The organism is Acinetobacter sp. YH12068_T, from assembly GCF_024606005.1.
Lineage (GTDB): Bacteria > Pseudomonadota > Gammaproteobacteria > Pseudomonadales > Moraxellaceae > Acinetobacter > Acinetobacter amyesii.
The window spans coordinates 3,138,357-3,158,371 of the sequence record NZ_CP094555.1 but is presented as its reverse complement, the minus strand read 5'-3'; the positions used below and the strand labels follow the sequence as shown (position 1 = coordinate 3,158,371).

The 20,015-nt window shown below is 42.4% G+C and carries 20 protein-coding genes; 15 read left to right on the top strand and 5 right to left on the bottom strand.

The window, feature by feature from the left end:
* Nucleotides 1–132: 132 nt before the first annotated feature.
* The 8 genes from MST18_RS15040 (at nt 133) to MST18_RS15005 (ending at nt 9,632) form a co-directional block, all read left to right on the top strand.
* On the top strand, nt 133–732 hold the full coding sequence (locus tag MST18_RS15040; protein WP_180132855.1) for a YqiA/YcfP family alpha/beta fold hydrolase: 600 nt from the start codon (nt 133–135) through the stop codon (nt 730–732).
* Between the two features lie 188 nt (nt 733–920).
* Nucleotides 921–2,801 (top strand): DNA topoisomerase IV subunit B, encoded by a 1,881-nt coding sequence (parE, locus tag MST18_RS15035; RefSeq protein ID WP_180066486.1) that lies wholly within the window; start codon nt 921–923, stop codon nt 2,799–2,801.
* A gap of 374 nt (nt 2,802–3,175) precedes the next feature.
* Nucleotides 3,176–4,462: an urea ABC transporter substrate-binding protein gene (urtA, locus tag MST18_RS15030; RefSeq protein WP_180078537.1), complete on the top strand. Its 1,287-nt coding sequence runs from the start codon at nt 3,176–3,178 to the stop codon at nt 4,460–4,462.
* A 95-nt stretch (nt 4,463–4,557) separates the two neighbouring features.
* A complete protein-coding gene (urtB, locus tag MST18_RS15025; protein ID WP_180132814.1) occupies nt 4,558–6,192 on the top strand; it encodes an urea ABC transporter permease subunit UrtB in 1,635 nt (544 codons plus the stop codon).
* A gap of 4 nt (nt 6,193–6,196) precedes the next feature.
* Nucleotides 6,197–7,270: an urea ABC transporter permease subunit UrtC gene (urtC, locus tag MST18_RS15020; protein ID WP_180049715.1), complete on the top strand. Its 1,074-nt coding sequence runs from the start codon at nt 6,197–6,199 to the stop codon at nt 7,268–7,270.
* On the top strand, nt 7,267–8,088 hold the full coding sequence (gene urtD / locus MST18_RS15015) for an urea ABC transporter ATP-binding protein UrtD (protein WP_180132813.1): 822 nt from the start codon (nt 7,267–7,269) through the stop codon (nt 8,086–8,088). Before urtC ends, urtD begins: the two co-directional genes overlap by 4 nt.
* A gap of 10 nt (nt 8,089–8,098) precedes the next feature.
* Nucleotides 8,099–8,797 (top strand): urea ABC transporter ATP-binding subunit UrtE, encoded by a 699-nt coding sequence (urtE, locus tag MST18_RS15010; RefSeq protein ID WP_180132812.1) that lies wholly within the window; start codon nt 8,099–8,101, stop codon nt 8,795–8,797.
* A 355-nt stretch (nt 8,798–9,152) separates the two neighbouring features.
* The gene (locus MST18_RS15005) at nt 9,153–9,632 is read left to right on the top strand and encodes a DUF1877 family protein (RefSeq protein ID WP_180132811.1); all 480 of its coding nucleotides are present in this window, start codon (nt 9,153–9,155) and stop codon (nt 9,630–9,632) included.
* 17 nt (nt 9,633–9,649) lie between these two features.
* Here the strand turns inward: MST18_RS15005 and MST18_RS15000 are convergent, their stop codons facing one another.
* On the bottom strand, nt 9,650–10,150 hold the full coding sequence (locus MST18_RS15000) for a GNAT family N-acetyltransferase (protein WP_111885126.1): 501 nt from the start codon (nt 10,148–10,150) through the stop codon (nt 9,650–9,652).
* A gap of 100 nt (nt 10,151–10,250) precedes the next feature.
* Nucleotides 10,251–10,988 carry an outer membrane protein OmpK gene (locus MST18_RS14995; protein WP_078190594.1) on the bottom strand — a complete coding sequence of 246 codons (738 nt, stop codon included), beginning with the start codon at nt 10,986–10,988 and terminating at the stop codon, nt 10,251–10,253.
* A gap of 496 nt (nt 10,989–11,484) precedes the next feature.
* Between MST18_RS14995 and MST18_RS14990 the strand changes: the two genes are divergently transcribed.
* The 5 genes from MST18_RS14990 to MST18_RS14970 all read left to right on the top strand — a co-directional run bounded on the left by MST18_RS14990 (nt 11,485) and on the right by MST18_RS14970 (nt 15,828).
* Complete coding sequence (locus tag MST18_RS14990) at nt 11,485–11,850, top strand: HPF/RaiA family ribosome-associated protein (RefSeq protein ID WP_111885127.1); 366 nt, start codon at nt 11,485–11,487, stop codon at nt 11,848–11,850.
* A gap of 128 nt (nt 11,851–11,978) precedes the next feature.
* On the top strand, nt 11,979–12,521 hold the full coding sequence (locus MST18_RS14985; RefSeq protein ID WP_180132810.1) for an ankyrin repeat domain-containing protein: 543 nt from the start codon (nt 11,979–11,981) through the stop codon (nt 12,519–12,521).
* Nucleotides 12,522–12,535: 14 nt separating this feature from the next.
* The gene (locus tag MST18_RS14980; protein WP_180054175.1) at nt 12,536–13,306 is read left to right on the top strand and encodes a transporter; all 771 of its coding nucleotides are present in this window, start codon (nt 12,536–12,538) and stop codon (nt 13,304–13,306) included.
* 54 nt (nt 13,307–13,360) lie between these two features.
* Nucleotides 13,361–15,157, top strand: a complete 1,797-nt coding sequence (gene dsbD, locus MST18_RS14975) for a protein-disulfide reductase DsbD (RefSeq protein WP_180132809.1) — start codon at nt 13,361–13,363, stop codon at nt 15,155–15,157.
* A gap of 2 nt (nt 15,158–15,159) precedes the next feature.
* Nucleotides 15,160–15,828, top strand: a complete 669-nt coding sequence (locus tag MST18_RS14970) for a glutathione S-transferase family protein (RefSeq protein ID WP_180121078.1) — start codon at nt 15,160–15,162, stop codon at nt 15,826–15,828.
* Nucleotides 15,829–15,862: 34 nt separating this feature from the next.
* On the opposite strand, the gene MST18_RS14965 is transcribed toward MST18_RS14970, so the two are convergent.
* Nucleotides 15,863–17,056, bottom strand: coding sequence for a GGDEF domain-containing protein (locus MST18_RS14965; protein ID WP_180024635.1), 1,194 nt, complete (start codon nt 17,054–17,056; stop codon nt 15,863–15,865).
* A gap of 254 nt (nt 17,057–17,310) precedes the next feature.
* Here MST18_RS14965 and MST18_RS14960 point away from each other — a divergent pair, with 254 nt between their 5' ends.
* Nucleotides 17,311–17,880: an FMN-dependent NADH-azoreductase gene (locus tag MST18_RS14960; protein WP_180073355.1), complete on the top strand. Its 570-nt coding sequence runs from the start codon at nt 17,311–17,313 to the stop codon at nt 17,878–17,880.
* Between the two features lie 88 nt (nt 17,881–17,968).
* On the opposite strand, the gene MST18_RS14955 is transcribed toward MST18_RS14960, so the two are convergent.
* Nucleotides 17,969–18,880 (bottom strand): alpha/beta hydrolase, encoded by a 912-nt coding sequence (locus MST18_RS14955; RefSeq protein WP_078193228.1) that lies wholly within the window; start codon nt 18,878–18,880, stop codon nt 17,969–17,971.
* A gap of 155 nt (nt 18,881–19,035) precedes the next feature.
* On the opposite strand from MST18_RS14955, the gene MST18_RS14950 reads away from it, so the two are divergent.
* Nucleotides 19,036–19,473 carry a DUF2147 domain-containing protein gene (locus MST18_RS14950; RefSeq protein WP_078193227.1) on the top strand — a complete coding sequence of 146 codons (438 nt, stop codon included), beginning with the start codon at nt 19,036–19,038 and terminating at the stop codon, nt 19,471–19,473.
* A gap of 103 nt (nt 19,474–19,576) precedes the next feature.
* On the opposite strand, the gene MST18_RS14945 is transcribed toward MST18_RS14950, so the two are convergent.
* Nucleotides 19,577–19,924 (bottom strand): Spx/MgsR family RNA polymerase-binding regulatory protein, encoded by a 348-nt coding sequence (locus tag MST18_RS14945; protein WP_078193226.1) that lies wholly within the window; start codon nt 19,922–19,924, stop codon nt 19,577–19,579.
* Between the last annotated feature and the right edge of the window lie 91 nt (nt 19,925–20,015).

Sequence of the window (20,015 nt, the reverse complement as noted above, 5' to 3'; positions counted from 1 at the left end):
CGATAACAGACCTGTCGGTGAATGCCTTTTGTCTGACAATTTTACTAAAAATTCAAATTTAGAAAATGTGACGCAGTTAGCATTTATATGCCACTTTTAAAGCAATTTAAAGATCAATTTGGAATCAAAATGATGAATATTGTGTATTTGCATGGTTTTCAAAGTAACTCAAATTCAGTGAAAGGACAGATACTGCGGCGCCATTGCGCAGACTTAAATGGGGTGCACGTGCATTTGCCAGATTTGAATATGCCACCGCTACAGGTAATGCAGCAGATGTCAGAGCTGATTGAAGGTTTGGATAATGTGGTTTTGGTCGGTAGCAGTTTAGGTGGCTTTTATGCGACGCAGTTGATGGCACGTCATCACATTCCTGCGGTGCTCATCAATCCTGCGGTCTATCCATGGCAATTATTTCGTGATTTATTTGGTGAGACGGCATTGCCTTATCAGGTGACTGAAACGTGGTGCTTGGATGATGCACAGCTCAATCAAATGCAGGCTTTGGCGGTATCTAAGGTTGAGAACGCAGATCAACTGTTGGTCTTGCTCCAACAAGGTGATGAAACCTTGGATTATCGATATGCCGCTGGTTTTTATAGTGCGGCTCAAGCCGGCATGGCCATGTTGATCACTGAGGTGGGTGGAACGCATGGCATGGATAACTTTGCAGAAAAAATACCCATGCTCTTGCAGTTTTTGGTAGATGCTGTCAAAAATATGCCTAAATAAAATGATCCAATACAAATGCTGAAAAGTTAGATCCAACATACAAAAAATGGGCAGTTACGACATAATTTGACGTTTAAATTGTTTAAGAAAATGGCGGCTGATCGCAAGAGATATGCATTTTAATAAAAAAGCATATACTGTAGCGCTTGAAGAAATGTTTTAACCAAAAAAGCAGGGAATTTTGCAACGTGACGCAATATACGGCTCAATCACTTGAAGTTTTATCTGGCCTAGATCCGGTACGTCGTCGTCCGGGTATGTATACAGACACTACACGACCAAACCATTTGGCGCAGGAAGTGATAGATAACTCCGTCGATGAAGCGCTTGCAGGTCATGCCAACAAAATTACTGTGACGGTTTATAAAGATGGTTCTTTGTCGGTAGAAGACAATGGACGCGGTATGCCTGTTGATATTCATCCTGAGTATGGCCAAAGCGGGATTGAAATTATTCTGACCAAATTACATGCCGGTGGTAAGTTCAGTACCGATAACTACCAATTTTCAGGTGGTTTACACGGTGTGGGTATTTCGGTGGTGAACGCACTGTCAGATCGTGTTGAAGTGGAAGTTCAGCGTCAAGGCAATCTATATAAAATGGCCTTTGAACATGGCGTTCCTGTGGCACCGCTTGAGGTGTTGGAAGGTAAATGCGCTAAACGTGCAACGGGTACTACCGTGCATTTTTGGCCTGAAGCCAAATATTTTGATTCGCCTAAATTTGCGCTGAAAGCCTTAAAACACAACTTAAAAGCCAAGGCTGTTTTGGCGGCAGGCTTGCAGATTATTTATATCGATCAAATCAACAACGAAAAGATCGAATGGCAATTTGAAAATGGTCTGGTCGACTATTTGATGGATGAGCTACAAGACCGTGACATCGTTCCTGTTCCTGCATTTGTGGCGACTGGTGAAGCTGAACGTGCTAGTGCTGAATTTGCCATTTGCTGGAACGTTGAAGGCGGCGAACAGATTCAAGAAAGTTATGTCAATTTGATTCCAACTGCGCAAGGCGGTACACATGTCAACGGTTTACGTTCGGGTGTGACAGATGCGATTCGTGAGTTCTGTGAATTACGTAACTTGTTGCCGCGTAATATGAAGCTGTCTGCCGAAGATGTGTGGGATGGTGTCAACTTTATTCTGTCTTTAAAATTCCAAGAGCCACAATTTTCGGGTCAAACTAAAGAACGACTTTCAAGCCGTGAAGCCTCTAGTGTGGTGTTAAATATTGCCAAAGATGCCTTTGCACTGTGGCTGAATCAAAACTCCGATATTGCTATGCAACTGGCAGAAATGGTGATTGCCAAGGCCGGTCGCCGTTTAAAAGCTGCGAAAAAAGTTGAACGTAAGAAAATCGTTTCAGGTCCAGCTTTACCGGGTAAACTGGCTGACTGTGTGGGGCATACCCTCGAAGAATCAGAACTGTTTATTGTGGAAGGGGATTCTGCAGGTGGTTCTGCCAAACAAGCACGTGATAAGAACTTCCAAGCGATCATGCCGATCCGCGGTAAGATTTTAAATACTTGGGAAGTGTCTTCTGATGAAGTTTTAGCATCGCAAGAAGTACATGATATTGCGATTGCGATTGGTGTAGATCCGGGCAGTGATGATTTGTCAGAACTACGTTATGGAAAGATTTGTATCTTGGCCGATGCCGACTCGGATGGTTTGCACATTGCGACTTTACTCTGCGCACTGTTCGTCAAACATTTCCATACTTTGGTTGAGGAAGGACATCTGTTTGTGGCGATGCCACCGCTGTTCCGTATAGATGACAATAAAGATGTGCACTATGCTTTGGATGAGGATGAACTGGAAAGCATCTTAAAGAAATGTAAAACCAAAAATCCACAAATTACTCGATTCAAAGGTTTGGGTGAGATGAACGCGAGTCAGTTGCGTGAAACGACTATGGATCCCGATACACGTCGTTTAGTGCAACTGGACTTGGATGACGTACAGTTTACTTCAGGTTTACTCGACAAATTATTGGCGAAGAAGCGCTCTTCAGACCGTAAACACTGGCTAGAGCAGAAGGGTAATTTGGCCGATTTGGCGGTTTAAAATGGCAATAAGGAAAAAAACCACGCAAGTGGTTTTTTTTGCTTTAAATTTAGGAAAAGCTGCATGATTTGTGTGCTAAAACACCGTATTTTTTGAAAAACGTCGCAAAATTGTTCAATTATAGGTCAAATGTTGGATACAAGTTTGTATGCATCTTTGCGGTGATTTTATGGTGTTTGGATCGAACCATAAAAAATTACAAGCAAGTTTTTTGAATATAACCATATGAAAAATAATATTTAAAAATAAATAAAAGCACTCAATCAAAATAAAAAATAAGGCTTGGCACAGTTATTGAATTGCTCTGTTGTGATGAAAGACAACAAATGCATTTTAAAAATGTGACTTACAAGCTTAGGTTGGGAGTGTGAATAATGTTTCAACGCAATGTATTTGCTAAAAGTATTTTAGCGGCAACGATGACTGGGGCGATTGCTTTAACGGGCTGTTCAAAACCTGCAGAAGAAAAAACAGAAAGTGCTGCATCTGAACCAAAAGCGGCTGCAGCAAGTGGCGATACTATTAAAGTCGGGATCTTACATTCGCTGTCAGGCACGATGGCGATCTCAGAAACTTCTCTTAAAGATACGGCCTTGATGGCGATTAATGAAATTAATGCCAATGGCGGGGTATTGGGCAAAAAACTAGAACCTGTGGTGGTTGATCCGGCATCGGACTGGCCATTATTTGCAGAAAAAACCCGTCAGTTGATTACCCAAGACAAAGTGGCCGTGATTTTTGGCTGCTGGACGTCGGTATCTCGTAAGTCGGTTTTACCCGTGGTTGAAGAATTAAATGGCTTATTGTTCTACCCTGTTCAGTATGAAGGTCAGGAACAGTCTAAAAATATTTTCTACACAGGCGCTGCACCGAATCAGCAAGCGATTCCTGCTGTTGAATACCTGATGAGTGAAGAGGGTGGAAAGGCAGAACGCTTTGTACTGTTGGGCACGGACTATGTTTACCCACGCACTACCAACAAAATCTTACGTGCATTCTTGAAGTCGAAAGGCATTGCCGATGCAGACATCATGGAAGAATATACCCCATTTGGTCATAGCAATTATCAAACTATTGTGGGCAATGTGAAGAAGTTTGCGGCAGGGAAAAAGACTGCTGTGATCTCGACCATTAACGGCGATTCAAATGTGCCATTCTATCGTGAATTGGGCAACCAAGGCATCAAAGCTGCGGATATTCCAGTGATGGCGTTCTCTGTGGGTGAAGAGGAATTACGCGGTATCGATACCAAGCCGCTGGTCGGACACTTGGCATCGTGGAACTACTTCATGTCAGTGAAAAATCCAGTGAATACTGAATTCACCAACAAAATGAAGCAGTATGCCGTGGAATACAAACTGCCAAATGCCGATAAATTTGTGACCAATGACCCGATGGAAGCTACCTATGTCGGCATCAATATGTGGAAACAAGCGGTAGAAAAAGCAGGAAGCACAGATGTCGATAAAGTGCGTGAAGCTATGGCCGGCCAAGAATTTAAAGCGCCATCGGGCTATACCTTGCAAATGGATGCGTCGAACCATCATTTGCATAAACCAGTCATGATTGGTCAGATCCGTGCCGATGGTCAGTTTGATGTGGTACACAAAACCGCAAAAACCATTGCTGCAGAGCCATGGAGCCCGTACATCCCTAAATAATTCAATCCGAATGCCTACTGCCATTGTGTAATAGGCATTTTTTGATGTGATCCCTAGAAGGGGTTGTTCTATTACTCTATTGGGATGCTTATAAGATGAAAAAATTACGCAATTTCCCGATCCTTTTTCTATTCCTGAGTCAATTATTCTGTCTGCAAATCGTGCATGCAGAAACAGCAGCGGATGTGGTGTCTACGGTGCAATCTGTGCAGCAAGGTGATGCCATTCAGCAGTTTGTTCGCGGGAGTTTTACCGAGCGACGTAGTTTACTAAATCAGTGGCCGGGCGATATTGAATCCTTAGATCAGTTGGCCGCATTGGTCGAAAAAGACCAGTTATATAGTGGTCAAAGCGGTCAAACCTATATTTTAGAAACTGACGAAAAATTATTGAGCTATCCTGATTTGCAAACCGTGACGGATTGGCCTGCCGATTTATCTCAAGTCACCTTGGTGAATACCCTTCGTAAAGCCTTAACTTTTGCGCAAGCGAAAGAAAAGCTGCAATCGGATGATTTAAACCAGCGTTTAGATGCGATCGATATTTTAGAAAATAACTTGGCTGAGTTGGATGTTAAAAATATTAATCAATTGTATTTAAATGAAAAAAATAACAAAGTTAAAGCCCGTTTAGCGCAGCTCAAAGCACGCTTGGACTATCGAAACCCTGATGTTTTACAAAAAATACAGGCGGCTAAAGTGCTGCAAGATTCTAACCGTCCCGATGTGTTGGCAATGGTGGAGCAGGAATTACAACAAGCCAATCTGCATCCCGAGTTAAAAGCCGCACTGACAGAAGCCAAGAGCAATATTAAAACCCGTATTCAGGCCAGTGAATGGACTGGACATGTCTTTTCCGGACTGAGCACGGCCAGTATTTTACTGCTGGCGGCGTTGGGCTTAGCCATTACGTATGGCCTGCTAGGCGTGATTAATATGGCGCATGGTGAACTGATCATGATCGGGGCCTACACCACTTATGTGGTGCAAAGCCTGTTTAAGAGTTATCTCAGTAGCTATGTCGATTGGTACTTGATTGCCGCGATTCCTGCTGCGTTTTTTGTTAGCGCTTTGATTGGCATGTTGATTGAACGTGCCGTTATTCGTCCCTTGTATGGCCGTCAATTGGAAACACTATTAGCCACCTTTGGTGTGAGCTTAATTTTGATGCAATTGGTGCGCATGGTTTTTGGTGCGCAGAATGTCGAGGTGTCGAATATTTCATGGCTGTCAGGGGGCATCGCTGTAACACCGAGTATGATGCTGCCTTATAACCGCATTGCCATTATTGGCTTTACCGTTGCGGTACTGTTGTTGCTGGTTTATTTACTAAATAAAACCCGTTTTGGTTTATTTGTTCGTGCCGTGACGCAAAACCGTCAAATGGCACAGGCCGTAGGTATCCGTTCTAGCCGCATTGACATGATGGCTTTTGGTTTAGGTTCGGGGCTTGCAGGTCTAGCAGGCTGTGCCTTAGCACAAGTCGGCAATGTCGGTCCTGATTTAGGACAAAACTATATTATCGATGCGTTCTTGGTGGTTGTGGTGGGTGGTGTTGGCCAAGTATGGGGCGCAGTACTGGCTGCCTTAGGTCTAGGTGTCAGTGGCACTGTGCTGGAAATCGGCATGGGTGCGGTCTTAGCGAAAATTATTCTACTGGTTCTTGTGATTTTGTTTATTCAAAAACGTCCACAAGGTTTGTTTGCCATCAAAGGCCGTTTTGTGGAGTAAGCGCATGAAAATCACTTCGTTATTATCGGATAAACCCTATAGCGGTATGGCGATTGCCGTGTGCTTTGCCATTTTGCTGATTTTGCCTTGGTTACATGTATTGCCCGCCGATTCAGCACTGCATTTATCAGCGTATTGGGTCACGCTCATTGGCAAGATTATGTGTCTCGCCTTGGTGGCATTGGCCTTAGATTTGGTTTGGGGCTATGCCGGCATTTTAAGTTTGGGACATGGTCTGTACTTTGCCTTGGGCGGCTATGCCTTCGGTATGTATCTCATGCGTGAGGCGGCAGGCGATGGCTTACCCGACTTTATGCGCTTTTTGAGTTGGACTGAGCTACCGTGGTACTGGATGGGTACTGAACATATCGTGTGGGCATTGGCTTTGGTGGTTTTAGTTCCGGGATTGATTGCCTTCATTTTTGGCTTCTTTGCCTTCCGCTCAAAAATTAAAGGCGTGTATTTTTCAATTATTACCCAAGCTATGACCTTTGCTGCGGCGCTACTGTTTTTTCGCAATGAAACCGGCTTTGGCGGTAACAACGGCTTTACCGGTTTTAAAACCATCTTAGGTCTAGATATTACCTCTGCACCAATGCGCGCAACCTTGTGTTTCCTCACTGCACTGACTTTGCTGGTCTGTTTTGTCGGTTTACGCCACCTGATGAATAAACCCTATGGTCGTGTACTTGGTGCAATTCGTGACAGTGAAAACCGTTTGCAATATTTAGGTTATCGCACCTTATGGTACAAGCTCTCTGCATGGGTCTTGTCCGCTGTGATCGCAGGGATTGCAGGCGCTCTGTATGTCCCTCAAGTCGGTATTATTAACCCGAGTGAAATGAACCCTGTCAATTCGATTGAAATGGCGGTGTGGGTGGCTGCAGGGGGGCGCGGTACGCTGATTGGCCCAATTTTGGGTGCAGGTTTAATCAATGGGGTGAAGACCTATTTTACGGTGGCTTATCCAGAGGCATGGCTATTGATTTTAGGTGCGCTGTTTATTGTGGTAACGATATTCCTGCCAAAAGGTTTGATTGGGCTATTAGAGCGGTTTAAAAAGGAGCGTAGCGAATGAATGATCAATGGGTTCAACCGCATGGCGGTCATGCTGCTGAAGTCTATGGGCGACCAAAGGAGCAGGGTGCAGATTTCAGTCACGGTATAGCCCTGTATTTGGAAAAAGTCAGCGTTTGGTTTGATTCTTTCCGTGCATTAAATGATTTGTCGTTATATATCAAAGAAGGTGAGCTGCGCTGCATCATTGGTCCCAATGGTGCAGGAAAAACCACGCTGATGGATGTGATTACAGGGAAAACTCGCCCAACAGAAGGTTCGGCTTTTTTTGGGCAAACCTATGATTTGGCAAAAATGAGCACAGAGCAAATTGCAGAAGCTGGGATCGGTCGTAAGTTTCAAAAGCCAACTGTATTTGAAAATTTTACCGTGATGGAAAACCTGTTATTGGCAGCGCCGAAAGATAAACGGGTGAAAAAGAGTTTTTTCAGCAAGCTTGATCCAGATGCGCAAAATGCCTTGGACGAATCTTTAGCACAAATCCGCTTAGAAGAATTGATCTATAAACCGGCAGGGCTGTTGTCACATGGTCAAAAGCAGTGGTTAGAAATAGGCATGCTACTGATGCAGCGTCCAAAGTTGATTCTGCTGGATGAACCTGTAGCAGGGATGACCGATGCTGAAACAGAGCGTACCGCAGAGCTGTGTTTAGAGTTGAAAAAGAACCATACCCTTGTTGTGGTTGAACATGACATGAGCTTTATTGACACCATCAGTGAAAAAGTCACCGTATTGGCGCAAGGTGCGATTTTGGCCGAGGGTACATTGGCCGAAGTCCAAGCCAATGAAGATGTCATTGAAAAATATCTTGGACGTTAAGGAGCAGACCATGTTAGAAGTCAAAGACGTCAATCAGTTTTATGGTGGCAGTCATATTTTAAGAGATGTGACATTTGCCGCTCCCGTGGGGGCGTGTTCAGTGGTGCTTGGGCGAAATGGTGTGGGTAAAACCACCCTCTTAAAATGTTTAATGGGCATTTTACCGATCAAGTCTGGGCAGATCTTAATGGATGGCAAAGACATTTCTAAACTGAGTCCAGAGCAACGTGTACGCGAAGGATTGGCTTATGTACCGCAAGGACGGGACATTTTTTCAACCTTGACCGTTGAAGAAAATATTTTGATTGGGATGGCAAAATTTAAAGGCGCTAAGACCCGAAAAGTGCCAGAACATCTCTATGAGATTTTCCCCGTATTGGATGAAATGAAACATCGTCGAGGTGGGGATTTATCTGGTGGTCAGCAGCAACAATTGGCGATTGCCCGTGCGCTTGCTTCCGAACCACGGGTATTGATTTTAGATGAACCGACCGAAGGTATTCAGCCCTCGATTATTAAAGATATTGGTCGTGTTATTCGTCAGTTAGCCGATGGCGGAGAAATGGCGATTGTTTTGGTTGAACAGTTTTATGATTTTGCAGAAGAACTGGCTGATGAATATACCGTGATGGCGCGGGGGCAAGTGATTGCACAAGGTGTCGGTAGTGAAATGCCTGAAAAAGGCATTCGGGAATTGGTGGCGATTTAACATTTAGTTGACGGCGATGTGTGGCGGGCTTGTATCAATCAAGCTCGTTACGCTTTTAATGCAATTTACTACGCTCAAAAAATCGTTGCTGGTCATGGCAGTTGCATCAAAAAAACGAGGGGCTTCAAAAAAAAATTTGTTTTAAGCCATAAGCTTAAGTTGTTCTCAGCATCGTCATTTGAAGTTTCAGCATGTCGTGCTTAAGTGATGCTAAGCGCAGTACTGAAACTTGGGTAAAGGGCGAATGGGCATCCATCAGTATTCGATCAAATGCGGCCGAATATACAAAATATCTGCTTTATTTTTATGTGGATTATATTAATCTAAATGTACGACATAACAAGAAGATAAGAATATGGACGCGATATTATATTTGATCCCACCGAATGATTTGGAAACACTGATTTTAGAAGCAGAAACCCCTCAAGATGTCTTGGATTCACCCTTTGTACAACACTCCTTATTTTTAGGGGAAGCGTGGCAAGAGTTGAATCCATTATTAAGCGTGAACAGTGATTCAGTTGCGGCACTGTATGCCATTCAGGCAGAACATCCATTGTCAGAGCGACGCCCGGGACTGAGCCTTGCAGTGCATTACAATACTGTAGTTCGCGTTGCAGAAATCCATCAGGCATTACAACAGTTAAGCGTGGATGAAATCAAAAAACGTTATTTGGTCATGATTGCAGAAAACGCACCTGAGCAAGAGCTCAAATTGGCCGAATTAAAACTGCTTTTTTTACAGTTACAAGATCTTTATCGTGATGCGGTGCGTCATAACCTATCGGTGCTGAGTGTGATACAAGATGGTATTCGTTTGGATAAATTACCATAAACACAGCTCAACACGGGTTATAACTGAAGTTGCATCAGGACGAGATCACGCCATTCACCAAACTTTTGTCCCACTTCAGGCATATAACCTGTTTGCTTAAAGCCTAATTTTTTGTGCAGGGCAATCGAGGCGCTATTGCCGTGATCAATGCCAGCGATCATGACATGCATATTTTGGCTTTTGGCATGCTGAATTAGGTGCTCTAATAATTGCTGACCGAGACCCAGTCGAGCATAGTTTGGGTCAATATAGACAGAATGCTCAACAGTATGTCGATAGCCAGCAAAATGACGGAAAGAACCATAGTCAGCATAACCGGCGATTTGCTGTTGATCCTGATCTTCAATCACCACAAATGGAAAATTTTGCTTTTGGAATTCCAGCAATTTCTGTTGAAAAGAGTCGAGGCTGTAGGCTTGATCATTCCATGTCGCAAAGCCGTTGAGAACTTCATGATTATAGATTGCGAGAATGGCCGCTAAGTCTTGTGGAATTGCAGGTCGAATGAGAAAAGACATGCGCAAATTTCTGATAAAAATAAAGTCAATTTAAAAACTTAGGCATAAAAAAAGCAAGGTGATGAACCTTGCTTTTTCTTCATAGCGTTCTGAGTCGAACTTAGAAGTGGTATTTCACCAAAGCACTGACATCGTTTTGGTCTACGCCTTTAATACCAAATTTGTTGTTCCAAACTGAATGTTCGATACCAACATATAATTTAGTTTTTGGTGAAATGTGTTTACCCACATTCCATTTGTACTGAGATGTCCAGTTTAATTCACTTGCATGGTCTGCTTCAGCAGTAGACCAGTCTAGGAAGGCATCTGCTAAAAACTCTTCTGAACCTAATTTGAACGGCACTGCATAAGTGATTGTCATTTGATAATCATCTTTAGTTTTGTCGTTAGCCGCTTTATAGAAGTTCACATTCGCATATTGTGTATATGGAATATCGAGAGAGAAACCTACACCGTACAAGAAGTTGTTAAATTCAGAGTTGTGGTGATCGTAACCGGCATTATGTTCCCAAGTCGTTGCAATAAGAACGTCTTTGATTGGACCCATAGAAAGGTCTTTACCAGAAACTTCACCTAAGCTTAAACGTGGCGCTAATTCTGCATAAGTTGATTGATCATCGTTACCATCCAATTGTTGGTCAACGAAGAAGAATACATCTGAATATTTCAGTTTAGCTGCATATTCGGCTGTGATCGTTGTACGGTCTTCAGTACCAACTTCATAGTTTTCACCATATAAGCCAGTTAAGCTGAAATCTTGCCATACGATAGGTGAAGCTTGAGTGAAAGCAGCAGCAGATGCTAATGCACATGATGCAACGATTTGTGTAAGTTTCATTAAAAAATATCTCCCCCCGAGAAGCACTGAAAGCATACAGATTATTAAGCAAAAATAAAGCCAAATTTTACTCAACGGCAAAATTGTTTTGTAATTTGAAGGGGAAATATGCCGTGAATGATCAATGACGGTAAAAGCGAGATTTTGAGTTGGAGTGGAATTGTACAAATAGAAGGTGGACGTCGAGGAAATGCACAAAAATATGACCCAAATCAATTAAAACAATGCAAATCTACAATAAAGTCTTACTTTTTGTATGGATATTAAAAAAATATCAAAATAGCACTTGCAAAATTCTAACTTAAGACCGATATTCGAAGTATAAGGACACGGATCTGCAGACTCTAAAGTGTTCATCATTCAAGGTGGAGGACGACGTTCCATACAAAGTTGAAGATGGTCATTGCTGTAACATTTACAGCAAATGTAACGTGCCAAGATAATAAGTTTTGCACAAATATTTATAGATATTACAGATAGATATGAGGATGATATTATGAACATAGAAATCCGTACAGATAAAAACATTCCTAATAGTGATCGATTAATTACATACGTTCGTGCAGAACTTAATGAAGAATTTCAGCGCCATAGTGAACGCATTACTCACTTTTCGGTGCATTTAAGTGATGAAAATGGGGACAAGGGCGGTAGCGACGACATTAAATGTATGATTGAAGCGCGTCCTGCTGGTTTGAAGCCTGTCGTGGTCAACCATCGTGGTCATAATGTAGATACAGCTATTCACGGTGCAATTGATCGACTTAAACGTAGTCTTGAACATGTGTTCGAAAAGAAAGAGAACCCACGCAGTACACAACCTGCTTTTGCTGAAGCAGATGACAGCGTAGACGACGAATAAGTCTCAAAATTTAAAAAAGCCCTGCGGGGCTTTTTTTGTGTGTTTTGTATTTTGTTTTACATGAAATTCAAACAAACGCAGCTTTATTCGGCATAATAGATCAAAATAAATTGAAGTGAGCTTTCCCGATGTTAACAGCGCAACAACAGCTTTTTGTGCAAGCGTTAGAAGAACAAGATCTTGCACAGGTGCAACGCCTGTTGGCAGATGGTCTAAATCCAAATTTTATCGATTTTGAAAAAGGACCTGCGGTTTCTGTATGGTCTGATGGTTTGTTTAAATGGTGGGAAATGGTTTGCGAAGCGTATGAAGCAGGTGAACCCTTAACAGCTGAACAGAAAACACAACATTTAGACGTACATATGCAAATCTTGGAAGCGCTGATTCAAGCCAAAGCCAATGTGCATTTATGGGATGCTGAAGAAATTTATGGTCCATTATGGGACGCCGCGAGTGCAGCATGTGTCCCTGCGGTACAGCGCTTATTGGATGAAAAAGTGAATCCAAATATGATTGATAGCGATGGTTTAACCATTTTATCGTCGATTAGTGAATTATTTTTTGACTGTGATTTTGACGCGGTAAATTGGTCGGAAGCATTGGAAGAAGAAAAACAAACCTTGGAGCTTTTGCGTAGCCATGGCGCAAAAATGACCAAAGAATTAGCATAATTGTGAGTAAAAACATGACTGTATTTAAAGTTTTAAGCATTGCAACATTATCCAGTTTGAGCCTGTCTGCATTTGCGGCGGATTTTTCATTTGACCGTCCGGGCGCGGGTATGGGCACAGGCATTACCCCTGTAGGTCGTTTGGCATGGGAACAAAGTTTGCCAGCAGCGAGCTATAGTGAAAGTCGTGATGACAATGGTGAAAAAGTAAAAAACACCACTTTAAATGCAGACATGTTATTCCGTACTGGTTTGGCAAAAGATTTGGAATTGCAATTGGGTTGGCAAGGTCCTGCATGGTCTAAAACCAAAGTTGCGGGTCGCTCAGTTGAAGAAGATGGTTTGGGTGATGTCAGCATTGGCCTGAAAAAAGCCATTGATTTGAATGATGAGAAATTGTCGATGGCCATTCTTGCAGAAGCCATTATTGCAACAGGCAATGAAGGCTTTAGTGCTGAAGATGACATTTATAGTCTGACTTCCGCTGTGGCTTATGATTATAGCGATACAATTGGGACTTCAATGACCATGCGTTATGAAGTTCAAGATGGTGATTGGGCTGTGAGTGCTATTCCTGGATTGGAATATCAAATAGCGGGTAATTTATCGGGTTTTTCTGAGCTGGTTTATCGCAAAGCAGAGAGTACCGATCAGGAAGTGTCATTAGCATCAGGTTTGACGTATGCCGTTTCAGATCGTATGCAGTTGGATGCGAGCGTTGGTCTAGAACTCACTGGCGGTCATAAAAATTATCAGTCAGGTTTAGGTGTATCTTACCTGTTCTAAAAGAATCCTAAATTTTAAAACGTATAAATACAGACTGAGGATGAATTCAGCTGAATGAAACAATGGACTTATGTTGCGGCAGCGGCTGTGCTGTCGTTCAGTATGGGCGTCTCTGCTCAGGATGCATTACTTTCAGCTGAAGATGCTTTTCCTTTCTCGGTCGTCTCTGAACGTGCAGATCAGGCGGAGCTGAGTTGGGATATTCCAGCGCATTATTATCTGTATCAGCACAAAATAGAGGTGAAGCAGGGCAATCAAGTTTTAGCTTTGGATTTGCCTGCTGCTGAGGATTTAAAAGATGATAACTATGGTCATACGCAGGTGTATTACCAACAGTTGAGTTTTAAAATTCCGACTCAAAAACTGCAGACCTATCAAGTCAGTTGGCAAGGCTGTGCCAAGGATCGGGTGTGTTATCCACCACAGAGCATCAGCTTTGAAACGGATGCTTCTGGCTTGGTCACACAGCAAAATCTTGCCAGTCCAAATAAACGCTTACTCGACTTTGCAGCAGAAAATACTGCCGAACAGCCTATGGCGAATCGTTTAGATCAGCAGCGGGCAGATAATGCCGCATTCGCTTCTGACCACTATACCGCAAGTGACCAAATGTGGTCTGAAAAATTAGCACAAAGCTCTATATTTTATGGACTTTTACTGTTTTTTGGACTGGGTTTTTTGCTGGCTTTTACCCCATGTTCATTGCCAATGCTGCCGATTTTAACCTCACTGATTGTCCGCGACAGCCGAGGTTTAAAAGCATGGATGATTGCACTGACTTTTGTCACCAGTATGGCGATGGTGTATGCCATTCTCGGCTTGGTGGCATCGTCTGCAGGTTTGAATTTCCAGCGTTGGTTGCAACAACCCTCGACTTTAATTGCCTTTAGCGTGCTCTTTGTAGTTTTTGCCCTGAATTTATTTGGTTTATTTGAACTGAAATTGCCACGCAGTTGGGTCAATCGCTTAGACCAAGCGCAGTCGATGCAAAAGGGCGGTAGTCTCGTTGGCACTGGAGTCATGGGGATGATTTCAGCATTGCTGGTCGGTCCTTGTATGACAGCACCGTTGGCAGGTGCATTATTATTCATTTCCCAAACCCAAAGTCAGTGGCAAGGTGCATTATTGTTATTCACCCTCGGCTTTGGCATGGGGACCCCACTATTGTTGGCCAGTGTCCTTGGCTCACGGGTATTGCCTAAAGCGGGATTGTGGATGAATCAAATCAAGGTGCTTTTTGCTTTCATCATGTTGGCATTGGCTTTGTATTTTATTCGACCATTGATCAATGAAGCTTGGTTACAGTGGTTATCCCTTGCTCTGGGGCTGGTGTTTAGCGCTTATGTGCTTTGGCGCATTTTATGGCGCAGTACTCAGCTCAAATGGTTATATATCTTGGTGTTCTGTGCAGCTGTACCTTATATTGTGTACAGTCAATATCAACACAGCCAACGTTTTTTAGTCGAAGAAAGTCAACAACAAAGTGCTTGGCATGTGGCGCATACAGCGGAAGAGTTTCAACGTTTGTTAAGTGAAATTCCTCAAGGTCAATCCGCGATTATTGATGTCTATGCCGATTGGTGTGTGGCCTGCCAGCCGATTGAACATAAAGTTTTAAAATCGGCTGCGGTACAACAGGCTTTGGCACCGTATTACTTAATTAAGTTAGATTTGAGTCAGTATGATGCAACCCATCAAGTACTGCTCAATCAATGGGATATTTTAGGGCCACCGACCTATTTATTTTTAGATACAGCGCATCAAGAGATACGTGGACTGCGTTTGACGGGTGCTTTTAGCGAGAAAGAATTGCTAGCGCAATTGGAAAAATTTAAATCGCGTGGAGAATAAAAATGATGCAATTATATATTGCCAATAAAAACTATTCGACGTGGTCTATGCGACCGTGGTTGGTGTTACACGCGTTTAATTTACCCTTTCAAGAGATCTTGATTCCTTTTTCTGAAGAAGCAGATGGCGGAGCATTCAAGCAGCAAATGTTAGCCCTACATGCCAATGGTAAAGTGCCCCTACTGCAACATGACGGTGTGATGATTTGGGACTCATTGGCAATTTGTGAATATTTGGCAGAGCAGTTTCAAGATCTTCCACTGTGGCCTAAAGATCCCGCGCAACGCGCATGGGCACGTAGTATTTGCGCGGAAATGCACAGTAGTTTTATGCAATTGCGTAGCTTATGTAGTATGAATCTGCAGGCGGATTATGGTCGTCATGGTCAGAGATTATGGTCTGAACATGCTGAATTGCGTGCTGAAGTGACTCGAATCGAGCAGATTTGGTCGAGTCGTCCTGCGGTGGATGGCTTTCTATGCGGTGAATTTAGTATTGCCGATGCATTTTTTGCACCCGTGGTGACACGTTTACAGACCTTCCAGCTACCTGTTAGTGACAACACACAGCGTTATATGCAAAAGATTTTGCAGCATCCTTCTGTGGTGGCATGGATCACGGCTGCTCAACTGGAACAGCCAGTCCGCCGTATGGAACAGTATCTTCGTTAAAAGCTTAATGCCACGTCTGACTTGTAGAAAAGTTTTAAACCAAATGGCTAAAGCTTTGTTGTTCGGTGTAAGCCATGACCATGTTACGGCCGCCAGCTTTAGCTGCATATAGCGCCTGATCTGCATGGGTCAGCAATTGTTGCGGTACCAATTCTGGCGTAGAAATCGCAATGCCAAAACTGGCTGTCACATGAATTGACTGACCGTCATGTCCCCAAATTTCAAGCTGCTCAATGGCTTTTCGACAGCGCTCTGCAATGAATATTGCTTGTTCCAAGTTAGAATTTTTTAACACCAAAATAAACTCTTCCCCGCCAAAACGCCCAACCACATCACTACCGCGTAAATGTTGGTTTAATACTTGGCTGACGAGAATCAAGGTTTCATCGCCTTTATCGTGTCCATATTCATCATTGATGCGTTTAAAATGGTCTAAGTCCAACAAGACCAGTGCATATGTATCTGTTTTAGCACTATCGAGCTGTTCCAAACACTGATTGATACTGCGTCGATTAAATAAATTGGTCAGTGGGTCGACTTGACTAAGTTTTTGAATCAAATGCTCTCTGTGACGCCATTGGCTGAGTAAGATTTCAAATAAAGCCAAACAGGTTAATAAAATAGGAACAATGAAAAAGATCATTGAGAAGAGCCAAAAACTATTTTGATAGCCATAGGCATGAGGTTGAAAAATCGGGGCATAGGGGATAATGCCGCGAATACTTAAATACATGCAAATAGATAAAAAAATCGTGGCTGGAATCAGCATGCTATAGACGATTTTTCGTGTAAATAGCACTAATCCAACGGTCACCAGGCTCACATAGGAGATCATGGTGGCTGGGCTCATGACACCAATTAAATAACCATCACGACATAAAGAAATGACGAATAAGCCGACCGAAAGATAAGGTAAAACAAGCTGAATTTTTGGGTTTTCTTTTCCAGCATAGCAAGGCCAAATCAATAGCACCATTAAGCTAAAAAAGACGATGTTGGTCCACAATTGAGAATGGATTAGATCAAGGTTAACCCACTGCCAAAGTTCAGGTGTAAAAGAAATATATAATTTCCAAATAATCCAAAGCAGATGAATGGCTGAGCCAAGCATCAGCATGAGCATACACTTTTTCAGGATGCTCCAATTCATGACCACTTCATCTTCCAGTAAATACTGGGCGATTCTATTGCGAAGGATCATGTCACGTATGCTTGATTTCACCGTCATCCTGTGTCTTTGCCCTGTTCGAGTTATCAGTTTTTTTCTTAAAGTTTATATAGATATCATTTTATAGGCTTACATTAGCATGAAAATTTACACTTGATAACGGTCAAGAACCGCTCAGTAATTTTAAATTTTTTACGAGTTCAAAAAGATTGTTCTAAAAATAAAACATAGTGTCATAAGGATCGGGATTATTCTATTTATGAAAAGTGATTACACTAGGCTCAAGTTAATAACAACAGCTTTAGGTTTTAGTCATGAAAATTTTGCATATTGATTCAAGCATCATGGGCGACGCTTCAGTTTCACGTCAACTCAGCGCTGAAATTGTACAACAGCTACAGCAAAAACATGGTGATGCGGCACAGGTTCAATATCTCGATTTAGCAGTACAGCAGATTCCACATCTCAGCAGTGAAATTTTGATGGGTCAAAATGCAGAACAATCGGCTTTAGGCGAGCAACTGTTACAACAGTATTTAGATGCTGATGTGGTTGTGGTTGGTGCTGCTATGTACAACTTCGGTTTACCATCAACTTTGAAAGCATGGATCGACCGTATCAGTGTTGCAGGTCGTACTTTTAAATATACAGAACAAGGTCCCGTGGGCTTGGCAGGTGACAAAAAAGTCTACATTGCCAGCAGTCGTGGCGGTGTGTATGGCGATAACAGCCCTGTAGATTATCAAGAAGGTTTATTAAAAGCCGTGTTTAATTTCACAGGTGTCAGCGATATTGATGTGATTCGTGCCGAAGGTGTCAATATGGGACCAGATATGAAAGCACAGGCAATGGCGACAGCTCAGACTCAAATTCAAGCCATTTAATAGATTGACATTTCCCTCTTAGGTCAGCATCTGCTGACCTTTTTTTATGGTGACTTTGATCTGTTCTTAGGGAATTAGTTTTCAGGGATTAGTCCTGATCTAGTCGGTGTGCAAAATCGGCTAAATCACTCAGCGCACGCTGTCCTTCTTCAAACCATGGGCTAAACATTTGGAAGTTATGCCACATGCCAGTGTATAACTTGAATTCGACATCTAGGCCGGCTTCTTCTGCTTTGACTTTAAAACGCTGCGCATCATCTAATAAAATTTCTTTAGAACCCACTTGAATATGAATCGGAGGTAGTCCTTTGAGCTCTGCAAAAAAAGGCGAGACCAATGGATCAGCTCGATCGACCGAGCGGGGTACATAATAATCAATACCTGTTTCGAGGGCTTCTATGCTTAACAGCGCATCATGCTTACGGTTATAGCGTAGGGATTCACTGCTCAGCGTCAAGTCTAAAAACGGTGACATTAACACCAAACCACTGACTTGTGGAAGTTGGTCCTGTTGAATTTTAAGGGCTAAGGCAAGCGCCAAGTTTGCACCACAAGAGTCGCCTGACAAAATAATATCTTTGGCTTGAACCCCTTGATCTAATAACACCGCATACACATCAAAAAGGGCATCGAGTGCTTCAGGGAACTGTGCTTCAGGGGATAAAGGATAATCCAAATGTAACACTTGCATTTGCGTGCGTGCCGCAACTTGAGTCAGAAACGCCCGATGCGTGTTCATCGAACCCAAGAAAAATGCGCCCCCATGAATATGAAAAATGAGTTGGGTCGATGCCTGTTGTGGTTTGATTTCTTCGGCTTTTAAGCCGGCTAAGCGAATAGGACGAATTTGTACATCGGGGTTTTGGGGAAATGCACGACACATTTGTTCCAAAGCAAACCTTAAAGTATTGGGCGGTAAATTGAATTGGCTCGGCCCACGAATTGTGGTTTTTAAAATGCTTTCTGTAATCAGTTGTTTCGTCAGTGGCGATATCTTCATTGTCTTTCCATCTTTTTCTATTTTTGGAATCGTGTGAGCATATTTACCAACACAAATTACAAGGTTACACTAAACGGTCACATACAAAAATTGATAAATTGTTGTGACTTTTGGATACTAATGTCGTCTATATCAGACCAGGGAAATAAACAAAAATGAAAAAAATTGCACTAGCATTAGGATTGATGAGTTTAGCCGCATTTGCAAATGCTGCAGATCCGCTAAATGGTACAACTTGGAAAACCATTGATGATAAAACCAAGCAACCAAAAGCGATTGTAAAATTCACCGAGCAAAAAAATGGTACGCTTTCTGCGAGCATTCAGTCAGTTTTGACACCAGGTGAAGAGAACGCTTGTAAAAAATGTGAAGGCCCATATCACAATAAATCATTAAAAGGCTTACGTATTGTGACAGGTCTTAAAAATGTAGGTGGTACAAGCTATGAAGATGGTTCAATTTTGGATCCTCAATCAGGTAAAACTTACAAGTTAAAAGGTCAATTGGCTGATGGTGGCAAAAAACTAGAGCTTCGCGGCTTTATTGGCGTTGCTGCTTTAGGTCGTAATCAAACATGGATTCGTGCCAACTAATTTGACATGATTCAAACAAAAAAAGCCTGACAATGTCAGGCTTTTTTATAGCCTATTTTCAGCCACAATTGAACTAGAGCCGTGCATGAGTGTGATAAAAAATTTATTTCAATGCACGGTAAGCGCTTTCATCAAAGCCAACCAATAAATCGCTACCTGTATCGAGTACAGGACGTTTAATCATGCTGCTATGCGCTGTTAAACACTGAATCAAATTTTCTTCACTAGCTAAGGCTGTCTGTTGCTCTTCTTCACTGAGTTTTTTCCATGTGGTGCCTTTTTTGTTGAGAATCACATCAGCGCCTTTGGCATTAAGCCATTTTTTTACGGTTTTAGCATCAATCGCTTGTTTTTTATAGTCATGAAATTCGTAGCTTAGGCCTAATTCGTTGAGCAAGTCGAAAGCTTTTTTCATGGTATTACAGTTTTTGATGCCATAAATTTTAAGCATGAACAGGTGTCCTCAATTATTCAAACAATAAGATAAAAATACACTTCAGCATTATCCTACAGGCTAATTCATTAATGCTCAAAGCTCGATC